This window comes from Sphingomonas bacterium, assembly GCF_903644135.1.
GTDB lineage: Bacteria > Pseudomonadota > Alphaproteobacteria > Sphingomonadales > Sphingomonadaceae > Sphingomonas.
The window spans coordinates 1-8,311 of the sequence record NZ_CAHJXA010000108.1 but is presented as its reverse complement, the minus strand read 5'-3'; the positions used below and the strand labels follow the sequence as shown (position 1 = coordinate 8,311).

General features: G+C 67.7%; 11 protein-coding genes. 6 read left to right on the top strand and 5 right to left on the bottom strand.

From position 1 onward, the window contains the following. Window positions 1–2,795 (top strand): DNA-directed RNA polymerase subunit beta' (locus tag HUU96_RS07435; RefSeq protein WP_174292203.1); only part of this gene is annotated, 2,795 nt, incomplete at its 5' end. A 65-nt stretch (window positions 2,796–2,860) separates the two neighbouring features. Here HUU96_RS07435 and HUU96_RS07430 read toward each other — a convergent pair. Next, a complete protein-coding gene (locus tag HUU96_RS07430) occupies window positions 2,861–3,259 on the bottom strand; it encodes a MerR family transcriptional regulator (RefSeq protein WP_174292202.1) in 399 nt (132 codons plus the stop codon). An 81-nt stretch (window positions 3,260–3,340) separates the two neighbouring features. Here HUU96_RS07430 and HUU96_RS07425 point away from each other — a divergent pair, with 81 nt between their 5' ends. Further along, window positions 3,341–3,865 carry a hypothetical protein gene (locus HUU96_RS07425; protein WP_174292201.1) on the top strand — a complete coding sequence of 175 codons (525 nt, stop codon included), beginning with the start codon at window positions 3,341–3,343 and terminating at the stop codon, window positions 3,863–3,865. Window positions 3,866–3,869: 4 nt separating this feature from the next. Here the strand turns inward: HUU96_RS07425 and HUU96_RS07420 are convergent, their stop codons facing one another. From HUU96_RS07420 to HUU96_RS07410, 3 genes are read right to left on the bottom strand one after another with little or no spacing between them, the layout of a single operon-like run. Beyond that, complete coding sequence (locus HUU96_RS07420; protein WP_174292200.1) at window positions 3,870–4,718, bottom strand: dienelactone hydrolase family protein; 849 nt, start codon at window positions 4,716–4,718, stop codon at window positions 3,870–3,872. Between the two features lie 46 nt (window positions 4,719–4,764). Continuing rightward, window positions 4,765–5,511: a metallophosphoesterase family protein gene (locus HUU96_RS07415; RefSeq protein ID WP_174292199.1), complete on the bottom strand. Its 747-nt coding sequence runs from the start codon at window positions 5,509–5,511 to the stop codon at window positions 4,765–4,767. A 34-nt stretch (window positions 5,512–5,545) separates the two neighbouring features. After that, window positions 5,546–5,752: a hypothetical protein gene (locus tag HUU96_RS07410; RefSeq protein WP_174292198.1), complete on the bottom strand. Its 207-nt coding sequence runs from the start codon at window positions 5,750–5,752 to the stop codon at window positions 5,546–5,548. A 156-nt stretch (window positions 5,753–5,908) separates the two neighbouring features. Here HUU96_RS07410 and HUU96_RS07405 point away from each other — a divergent pair, with 156 nt between their 5' ends. Next, on the top strand, window positions 5,909–6,076 hold the full coding sequence (locus tag HUU96_RS07405; RefSeq protein ID WP_174292197.1) for a hypothetical protein: 168 nt from the start codon (window positions 5,909–5,911) through the stop codon (window positions 6,074–6,076). Window position 6,077: 1 nt separating this feature from the next. Here the strand turns inward: HUU96_RS07405 and HUU96_RS07400 are convergent, their stop codons facing one another. Beyond that, on the bottom strand, window positions 6,078–6,692 hold the full coding sequence (locus tag HUU96_RS07400; RefSeq protein ID WP_174292196.1) for a S24 family peptidase: 615 nt from the start codon (window positions 6,690–6,692) through the stop codon (window positions 6,078–6,080). 98 nt (window positions 6,693–6,790) lie between these two features. On the opposite strand from HUU96_RS07400, the gene HUU96_RS07395 reads away from it, so the two are divergent. The 3 genes from HUU96_RS07395 to HUU96_RS07385 form a co-directional block, all read left to right on the top strand. Beyond that, on the top strand, window positions 6,791–6,973 hold the full coding sequence (locus HUU96_RS07395; protein ID WP_174292195.1) for a hypothetical protein: 183 nt from the start codon (window positions 6,791–6,793) through the stop codon (window positions 6,971–6,973). Then, complete coding sequence (locus HUU96_RS07390) at window positions 6,963–7,289, top strand: hypothetical protein (RefSeq protein ID WP_174292194.1); 327 nt, start codon at window positions 6,963–6,965, stop codon at window positions 7,287–7,289. The genes HUU96_RS07395 and HUU96_RS07390 overlap by 11 nt, the downstream gene beginning before the upstream one ends. Before the next feature lie 60 nt (window positions 7,290–7,349). After that, window positions 7,350–8,311: YifB family Mg chelatase-like AAA ATPase (locus HUU96_RS07385; protein ID WP_174292193.1), on the top strand; the 962-nt coding region annotated here is incomplete at its 3' end.

The following is an 8,311-nucleotide window of genomic DNA, read 5'->3' as shown; positions in this document are numbered from 1 at the left end:
CCGCCAACGGCAAGCCGATCATCGTGCCGTCGCAGGACATGGTGCTGGGCCTCTATTACCTGTCGATGATGAAGGAGAATGAGCCCGGCGAGGGCATGCTGATCTCCGACATGTCGGAGGTGCACCAGGCGCTGGAGGCGAAGGCGGTCACGCTGCACACCAAGATCGTCAGCCGCGTCCCGCAGACCGACGAAGCTGGCAAGCAGTATATGAAGCGGTTCGAAACGACGCCGGGCCGGATGCTGCTCGGCGAGACGCTGCCGCAATCGTCCAAGGTGCCGTTCGAGACCGTCAATCGCCTGCTCACCAAGAAAGACGTCGGCGACGTGATCGACGAGGTCTATCGTCACACCGGTCAGAAGGAGACGGTGCTGTTCGCCGACGCGATCATGGCGCTGGGCTTCCGGCACGCCTTCAAGGCGGGCATCTCGTTCGGCAAGGACGACATGCTGGTCGCGCCCGACAAGGACGCGCTGGTCGACGAGACGCGCGACCAGGTGAAGGACTTCGAGCAGCAGTATCAGGACGGCCTGATCACCCAGCAGGAGAAGTACAACAAGGTGATCGACGCCTGGAGCCGCTGCGGCGACCAGGTCGCGAACTCGATGATGAACGAGATCAAGGCGGTCCGGAAGCTCCCCAACGGGCGCGAGAAGGACATCAACTCGATCTACATGATGGCCCACTCGGGCGCGCGCGGCTCGCAGGCGCAGATCAAGCAGCTGGCCGGTATGCGCGGGCTGATGGCCAAGCCGTCGGGTGAAATCATCGAGACGCCGATCATCTCGAACTTCAAGGAGGGCCTGACCGTCCTTGAGTATTTCAACTCCACCCACGGTGCCCGCAAGGGCCTCGCGGACACGGCGTTAAAGACCGCCAACTCGGGCTATCTCACCCGCCGTCTGGTCGATGTGTCGCAGGATTGCGTCATCATCGAGGAGGATTGCGGCACCGAGCGCGCGCTGGAGATGAAGGCGATCGTCCAGGGCGGCACCACCATCGCCAGCCTGGGCGAGCGCATCCTCGGCCGCACCACGGCGGAGGACATCGTTGACGCCAAGACCGGCGCGATCGTCATCCCCCAGGGCACGTTGCTCGACGAGCCGATGGTGGCGAAGATCGAGGCGACCGGCATCCCGGCGGTCAAGATCCGCTCGCCTCTGGTCTGCGAGTCGAAGATCGGCGTGTGCGGCAAGTGCTACGGGCGTGACCTTGCCCGCGGCACCCCGGTCAACATTGGCGAGGCGGTCGGCGTGATCGCGGCACAGTCGATCGGCGAGCCGGGTACGCAGCTGACCATGCGCACCTTCCACATCGGCGGCGCGGCGCAGCTCAACGAGCAGTCCAACCTTGAGGCTCATGCCGACGGCACGGTCCAGTTCCGCGATCTGCGCCTGATCGTCGACCAGCGTGGCCGCCGCGTGGTGCTCAGCCGCTCGGGCGAGATCGCAATCATGGACATGGACGGCCGCGAACTGGCGGTCGACCGCATCCCGTACGGCGCGTACGTGATGTTCGACGACGGCCACATCGTAAGCAAGGGCGACCGGATGGCGGAATGGGACCCGTTCACCATGCCGGTCATCACCGAGAACCCCGGCATTGTCCGCTTCCAGGACCTGATCGAGGGCAAGACGCTGACCGAGCAGACCGACGAGGCGACCGGCATCGCCCAGCGGGTCGTCACCGAGTATCGCGTGCCCACCAAGTCGAAGGAGGATCTGCGCCCGCGCATGACCCTGCTCGATGAGAATTCGGGTGAGGCCGGCCGCTACATGCTGGCCTCGGGCGCGACGCTGTCGGTCGAGGACGGCGCGCAGGTACAGGCCGGCGACGTGCTGGCCCGCGTCAGCCGCGAGGCGGCCAAGACCCGCGACATCACCGGCGGTCTGCCGCGGGTGGCGGAGCTGTTCGAGGCGCGCATCCCCAAGGACTCGGCGATCATCGCCAAGGTCTCGGGCCGCGTGGTGTTCGGCAAGGACTACAAGGCGAAGCGCAAGATCGGCATCCAGCCCGAGGATGGCGGCGAGGTGGTCGAGTATCTGGTGCCAAAGTCGAAGGTCATCGACGTTCAGGAAGGCGACTACGTCAAGCGTGGCGACAACCTGATCGGCGGCAGCCCCGACCCGCACGACATCCTGGAGACGATGGGGATCGAGCCGCTGGCTGAGTATCTCGTGTCGGAAATCCAGGAGGTCTATCGTCTGCAGGGCGTGAAGATCAACGACAAGCACATCGAGGTGATCGTTCGCCAGATGCTGCAAAAGGTCGAGATCACCGATGGCGGCGACACGACGCTCCTGAAGGGCGAGCAGGTCGATCGCGACGAGATGGACGCCACCAACGCGAAGCTGGAAGCGAACGGCACGCCTGCACAGGGCAAGCCGGTGCTGCTTGGCATCACCAAGGCGTCGCTGCAGACCCGCAGCTTCATCTCGGCGGCGTCGTTCCAGGAAACCACCCGCGTCCTCACCGAGGCGGCAGTCCAGGGCAAGCAGGACACGCTGATGGGCCTGAAGGAGAACGTCATCGTCGGGCGGCTGATCCCGGCGGGCACCGGGGCCGGCATGAACCGCCTGCGCGTGGCGGCGTCGAGCCGCGACGTGGCATTGCGCGCACAGCAGCGTTCGCTGGCAGCGGCGATCGTCGCTCCGCTCAGCGCGGCGGAGGAGCACGCCGCCGAGCTGGCGCGTAGCCCGCGCGAGGATGTCGGCACCGGCAGCGATCCGCTGGCCGAGGTCGTGCCCTCGGGCGACGGCAGCGACGAGGCGGCTGGTGAGTATCTGAACGGCTGATCGGCTGGTTCAGGAACGACGATGCGAGCCGCCGTCCGGGAGAGACCCCGGGCGGCGGTTTCGCTTCAGGCCGGGGCCAGCGCCTCGACGACACTGCAATCGGCGACGGTCGTGCCGCCACAGGCCGCCAGCAGGTCAGCCAGTTCGCCGCGGAGCGCCTGAAGGTCGGCGATCTTGCGATCGATCTCGTCGACATGCGCCTGTGCGAGCACGTCGATCGAGCCGCAACGCCGGCCGCGATCCCCCGACAGCGCGAGCAGCGAACGGACCTGATCGAGCGAGAAGCCAAGCGCGCGGGCCCGGCGGATGAAGCTCAGCCGGTTCAGCGCGGCGCGATCGTAGAGCCGGTAATTGGCCTCCGAACGAGCGGGCGCGGCGATCAGACCGACCTTCTCATACCAGCGGATCGTCTCCACCCTGGTCGCAGTCACGCGGGCGAGATCGCCGATCCTGAAACCCGTCATCTTGGCGCTCGACATCGCTTGACCCTCTAGTCGCTTCAGGGTTCATAGGCGCGTTCACACGGCAGATCGAGGTGGACGCGGATGGTACACAGGGCAAAGACATGGTCATTATGCGCGGCGGCGCTGATGATGCCCGTCACCGCCTCTGCTCAGCAGGCAACGCCCGAACCCGCCGCGATCTTGGAGCTGGGCGGCGCGGTCGAGACCGGTCTCAATCACCGCGAGACCAGCTACGGCCCGTCGATCGCCGCCGAGTTCACGCCGATCGAGCATGTGCTGGAGATCGAGGGCGGCGTCACGCCGTTGTTCCATCGCGGCCAGACCGAGTGGGATGTCGACCTGCTGTTCAAGAAGCCTTGGACGCTATCCGACAAGGCCGAGTTCATGGCCGGCATCGGGCCGTCCTGGTCGCACACCGTCGATCATGGCCGTCACGAGGACAGCTTCGCGATCGAGGCGGCACTCGACTTCATGTTCTGGCCCGGCCGCAGCCGCAAGCTCGGCTGGTTCGTGGAGCCCAGCTACAGCTACGGCCTGGCGAACGAGCATGAACAGTCACTGGCGGTGTCGGCGGGGCTGCTGATCCCGATCGGGCATCGCCGATGAGCCGCTACGCTACGGCGTGCGCCTTGAACCATGCCAGCGCGCGCGCCCAACCGTCCTTGGCGTCCGCCTCGTTGTAGCTGGCGCGATAGTCGGCGTGGAAGCCGTGACCGGCGTCGGCGTAGACCTTGATCTGTGCGGTGGTGTTGCCCGCCGTCTTCAGCGCCGTCTGCATCGCGGCGATGTCCTCCTGTGTGATGCCCTGATCCTGCGCGCCGTAGAGACCCAGCACCGGCACCTTCACCTCGCCCGCGCGCGCGATCAGCGGCTTGAGCTGGCCGTACCAGGCGACCGCCGCCTTGACGTCGGGATCGACCATCGCCGCCCGCCACGCCACCGCGCCGCCCCAGCAGAAGCCGGTGATGCCGATCGCAGCGGGCTTCACGAAGGGCTGCGCCTTCAGCCAGACGGAGGTCGCGCGCACGTCGCCGTCGACCTGCTCAATGCTGGCCTGCTGGACGATCGGCATGATCTGCTTGATGTCGGTCAGCGCCGGCAGGTCGACGCCCGAGCGATAGAAGAAGTCCGGCGCGATCGCGGCATAGCCGGCGGCGGCGAGGCGGTGGCAGATGTCCTTGATATAGGCGTGGACGCCGAAAATCTCGTTGACGACGATTACCGCCGGATGGTGGCCATTGCCCTTGGGCCGCGCGACATAGGCGGGCAGCGGCTTGGCATCGCCGTTGGGCACCATGACCTCATCGATCGTCAGCCCCGCCGTTGGCGTCGTGATCGGCGCGGCCTCCGCCGAGACCGCCGCCAGCGCATAGCCCGCGAAGAACAGGCTGGTCGCGGTACGGCGGGTGACGTGGAAGTCCTGCGGCTCGGAGCCATCGGGGCGGGTCAGGTCGAGCATCGGGAAAGTCTCCTGTTGGTTGACCTGATTATACGCGAACCGTCCGTCATTGCGATGACAGATCACCCATCCGTCGCGCGGTAACGATCAACGACTTGCCGTCGACGAGCAGTTCGTTGAACGAAGCCGGCGTCGAGCGCACCCGCTGCGACAGCGTGCCCGCGCCGACCATCCTCAGCGTTCGCCCGGCGCGCTCGACGGGTATGTCGAACGGATCGTGGACATGCCCCGACAGCACCGCGTCCGCCCCCGCCGCCGCCAGCGCGGTCAGCGCCGTGTCACCGCGCCGCGTTCGGCCGCTACCGGTGTTGAGCCCCTCGATCAGCGGGTGGTGCGCGGCGACGAAAATCAGGCCATCCTTCGGCGCGCTGTCGAGCAGGGCGAGCGCGTTGTTCAGCGATCCCCGGCTTACCCGCCCCTTCGACTGATCGACCCGCCATTGCGCGCGAGAGATTGTCTTGAGCGGGACGATCGTGACGCCGGCGATCGTCAACGGCCGTTCGATCATCTGCTCGACCGCTGCATAGCGGGTGTAAGGCGCGAACAGGCGGCGCAGCGGGTCCCAATAATATGGGATGTCGTGGTTGCCGACCTCCAGCGTCACCGGCACGTTCAAGCTCCTAAGCCAGTCACCGCCCGCCTGGAACTCGCGCGTCGTCGCTCGCATCGTCAGGTCGCCGGTCATCACCACCGCGTCCGGTTGCTCGTCTGCAACTGCCCTAGAAAACCAGGCGATTGCGGCCGGATCTTCCGCGCCGAAGTGAACGTCGCTGACATGGAACAGGCGGACCATGGCGCTGTAACGTGCCGCGGCGGCAAGGGATGCGCTAGTGGATCGTCCCCAGCGCCGCCGGGCTCGCCAGGACCTCGATCAGCCGCTCGACCTGTCGCCAGCGGCAGAAATGAAGGTGGTTGCCGATGTCGCGGCTGCGCCCGGCGCGGATGGCGGCTTCGAGAGCGGCGCTGTCACCGAAAGTTGCGATCAGTTCGGCGGCGTCGGCGACGTGGCCAGCTTCGGCTAGGTACAAGTGCATCTTCACGTCCTTACACGCCTCATGCCAAGGTGGCGAACCGACACAAAGGCGCGGCACACGACGGTAAACGCGCCTAGCACCGAAGCCACCGAGCCGTCCCGCGCGTCCTGATCCGGCACGCTGGCGTCCCGTCGCGGGACGTGGCAGAGGCTTGCCATGGCTTCATCCTCTCCCCCAGCAGGCGGCGCGCTGATCGCGCTCGGGACCTTGGCCGGGGCGGCGGTCGGCTTCCTGGTCGGCGAGGCGACGCCGGGGTTCCTCATCGGCCTTGGGCTGGGCGTGGCGGCGTCGCTCGGCATCTGGTGGCGAGGTTCGCGGCGCTGAACTAGCGGGGTCGTCGCATCTGCCAGACGACCCGGCCCAGCACGATCACCTCGCCCTCTCCGACCGGCGGTGTCGCCGGGTTGTCGCTGGTCACCACCAGCCGGCCGCCATGCCGGGCGACGCGCTTGACCAGCACCGCATCGTCGATCCGGATGACGTAGATGCCGCCATCGGCGCGCGGCGTCCGGTCGGCCTCGTCGACCACGATCTGGTCACCCGCCAACAGCCCCGGTGCCATCGAGTCGCCCCGCACGCCGAGGATGCTCGCCCGCCCTGCCCTCAACCCCAATTGCTGCGCGAGGTCGCGATCGACCGTGCCCGCGCCGACGATCACCTCGCTGTCGACCAGCGTTCCCGGCCCGGCCGACGCGGCGATGTCCAGTACCGGCAGCCGCAGCGGCCGCACCGGCGCGATCCCGCCGAGCAGCCCCTCGTCGATGCCGAAATGATCCGCCAGCAGCCGCCGATCGCGCGGATCGAGCACGCGCGGGCAACCGCGGCGTACGAACTGCTGAAGATAGGCGGCATTACGCCCGAGCATCTGCGACAGCGCCTTGAGCGTTTCGCCGCGCGCGCTCGCCTGCTGTGTTACCGTCGTCCGGGCATCCGCCGCCATCGTCGCTCCGATCGTACCAATAGGAACGTTTTTCCCTATCGACTTGTAGGAACATAGATAGAACAACGCGACTCATCAAGACGGGAACGGAGATGGGTATGTCGCTGCTGGTCAAGATCGATCGTTATTGCCGCCAGACCGGAGTACCGCCATCGAAGTTCGGCCGGCTGGCGGTGCGCGATCCGCGGCTGGTCCACGACCTGCGCATGGGCCGCCAGCTCGGCAAGGCCATCACCCAGCGGATCGAGGCGTTCATGGCCGAGCCACGGCATGAGGCTTGAGCGCCCCGGTGCCGCGCTGGTAGAGGCGCGGCTCGCCCATACGCTGACGGCTGCCGGTCGTGCGGTCGGACTGGACATCAGCGTGACCGAACACCGCTCGCGATCCTGGGCGAGCGCCACCTTCGCCGGCGCGCAGCACGCGATCACCTTGGCCGCGCCGCGCTCGCCCGCCCTGGGCGGCTGGGTCGCGACCCTGCCCGACGCCGAACTGCCGCTAACCGGGCATCTGGTCGCCAGCATCGCCGTCGATCGGATCGAGGATGACGGAGCGGATGTGACGCTTACGATCACTGCGCTGACCATCGAAGCGAGCTGAACCCCAAAGCGCTTGCGTTTGCGGCCGCTTGCCCTTCTGCTGTCGCCAGACGGGGGGTCCATGGCAACGATCGTTCAGACGGCGGCCTATTTGGGGCTGGAGGCGCGCGGGGTCGAGGTGCAGGTTCAGCTGATCGCCGGCCTGCCCGCGTTCAACGTCGTCGGGCTGGGCGACAAGGCGGTCGGCGAGAGCCGCGAGCGAGTGCGGGCGGCGATCGCGGCGATGGGGCTGGCGCTGCCGCCCAAGCGGATCGCGGTCAACCTGTCGCCCGCCGACCTGCCCAAGGAAGGGTCGCATTTCGACCTGCCGATCGCGCTGGCGCTGCTAGGTGCGATGGGCGTCGTCGATGTCGAGACGCTGGCCGACTATGTCGTCGTCGGTGAGCTGAGCCTCGACGGGCGGATCGCCCCCTCCCCCGGCGTGCTGCTCGCCGCCATCTATGCCGCAAGCGAAGGCAAGGGGCTGGTCTGCCCCGCTGCGCAAGGCTCCGAGGCGGCCTGGGCAAGCGGCGTGGAGGTGGTCGCCGCGCCCGACCTGCTGGCGCTGATCAACCACTTCAAGGGCCATGGCCTGCTCGGCACGCCGCAGCCCGGCGAGGTGGAAGAGACCGTTGCCGGCCCCGACCTGCGTCAGGTCAAGGGGCAGGAGACCGCTAAGCGCGCACTGGAGATCGCCGCCGCGGGTGGCCACAACCTGCTGATGGTCGGCCCACCAGGCGCGGGCAAGTCGCTGATGGCAAGCTGCCTGCCCGGCATCCTGCCGCCACTCGACGCGACCGAGGCGCTTGAGGTCAGCATGGTGCAGTCGGTGGCCGGCACGATGACCGCCGGCCGCCTGACCCGCGCGCGACCGTTCCGCAGCCCGCACCACTCGGCGTCGATGGCGGCGCTGACCGGCGGCGGCTTGCGCGTGAAGCCGGGCGAGGTCAGCCTCGCGCACCTCGGCGTCCTGTTCCTCGACGAGCTGCCCGAGTTCCAGCGCGCGGTGCTCGACTCGCTGCGCCAGCCGCTGGAGACCGGCCG